At 31.3% G+C, this 201-nt stretch carries 1 pseudogene; it reads right to left on the bottom strand.

The features are described from left to right. A pseudogene (locus tag HMPREF3057_RS10320) lies at positions 1–201 on the bottom strand (hypothetical protein); the annotation flags it as partial.

Here is a 201-nt window from a genome sequence, read left to right as displayed (position 1 = left end):
ACGAATTTTCGTTGATTCCCGAAAAAATATACGTTTTCTTTTACAGAATGGTATTCTTCAATGGAATACTCGACTTTTTCAGGTTCTTTAAATAATTGTTGGAATCCAACAGTACCTACTATAATGAAAGGGATAAGAATTAGGCTAGCTAACACAAATTGAAAAGCACGCTTATTTTTTAATATCTTCCTCATCGTATCA

Origin of the sequence: Streptococcus sp. HMSC072D05 (assembly GCF_001815805.1) — a bacterium.
Classification (GTDB): domain Bacteria; phylum Bacillota; class Bacilli; order Lactobacillales; family Streptococcaceae; genus Streptococcus.
The sequence above is the reverse complement of the archived record's forward strand: the minus strand, read 5'-3'. Positions and strand labels throughout refer to the sequence as shown.